Here is a 1,278-nt window from a genome sequence, read left to right on the forward strand (position 1 = left end):
TTTTTCCGTTTATAATTGCACATTGATTATTTCAGCAGTTTCCCGGCACGTCCGACCATGTTGCCTGCGGTAGCACCCGCCACGCTGCCCGCCATGCTTCCGGCGCGTCCCGCCATCTGGTTCACGTTGCGCCCGTAGCCGCCCATGCCCCCGGCTTGAATGATCCAGCCCGCCACCGTCGGAATGGTGAAGTAGCCGATGATGCCGATTATCATGAACACGATATACACCCCGTCGCTGGAATCCAGCGAGAAGTTGGGGTCGGTCTGCATGCGCTCGATGTCGCTCTGGAGCATCAACACCTGAATCTTGGCGAGTATGGTGCTGAATATGTCCGACACGGGCAGCCACAGATAGACCTGAATGTAGCGGCATATCCACTGCGTGAGCGTGCTTTGGAAGCCGTCCCACACCGATATGGCGAAGGCTATCGGACCGAGTATCGCCAGCACCACGAGGAAGAACGTGCGGATGGTGTCTATCACGAGGGCGGCGGCTTGGAACATCAGTTCCAGTATCTCGCGGAAGAAGTCGCGGATGCCCTTCTTCATCTTGTACATCCCCCGGTCGATATACATCCCCGCCATCGTCACCATGTCGGAGGGCGACCAGCCCAATTCCTCCAGTTGCTTGTCAAACTCCTCGTTGGACACGAGGTAGGCGGTTTCGGGATTGCGCACCATCGCCTCGTATTCCAGCCTGTCCTTCTGCTCACGGTACTTGTTCATGTCCAAAGTCTGCGTTTCGAGCAGTTTCGCCGTACCCTGCACGACGGGCGAGAGGACGCTGTTTATCGTGCCAAGCACCACCGTAGGGAAGAACATGATGCACAGACCGACGGCAAAGGGACGGAGCATCGGGAAGACGTCTATCGGTTCGGCTCTCGCCAGCGACTGCCATACCCGGTAGGCGACATAGAAGAGCGCGCCCAGCCCGGCGATGCCTTTCGCCACGCCCGCCATGTCGGCGCACAGCGGCATCATCTGCTCGTAGAGCGAGCGGAGAATCTGGTGAAGGTTGTCGAACTCCATAGGCTACCAGTATCTTTCGTTCATACTGCCGTACAGCCCCATGATGCGGTCAAGGTCGTTTTTCTTCTTCGCACGCAGGTAGCTCACGCTGATGTTCTTGTTGGTGTAGTAGCTCACGAGGTTGCGGTAACGTTTCATCTTGGAGTGGCAGCGTTCCACCACGTCCATGCGCTCCTTGTCGGTCATGGAGAGCGTGGTGATGTTCACCACGTTCTTCAGCTCCGTCAGCACGTCGTTGGATTCCTCC

The 1,278-nt window shown here is 57.4% G+C and carries 1 protein-coding gene and 1 pseudogene; both read right to left on the minus strand.

Going from position 1 to position 1,278, the window contains the following annotated elements:
• Positions 1-26: 26 nt before the first annotated feature.
• Positions 27-1,031 carry a conjugative transposon protein TraJ gene (traJ, locus tag AB5935_RS26605; protein WP_005944138.1) on the minus strand — a complete coding sequence of 335 codons (1,005 nt, stop codon included), beginning with the start codon at positions 1,029-1,031 and terminating at the stop codon, positions 27-29.
• Between the two features lie 3 nt (positions 1,032-1,034).
• Positions 1,035-1,278 (minus strand): annotated as a pseudogene (locus AB5935_RS26610) (conjugal transfer protein TraI); the annotation flags it as partial.

Source organism: Phocaeicola sp. RTP21198st1_B8_RTP21198_201120 (genome assembly GCF_040929485.1).
In the GTDB taxonomy this organism is placed as follows: Bacteria; Bacteroidota; Bacteroidia; order Bacteroidales; family Bacteroidaceae; genus Phocaeicola; species Phocaeicola dorei.

Excerpts from the sequence above, each read along its gene's own strand:
- traJ (WP_005944138.1), bottom strand. The coding sequence starts at position 1,031 with ATGGAGTTCGACAACCTTCACCAGATTCTCCGCTCGCTCTACGAGCAG.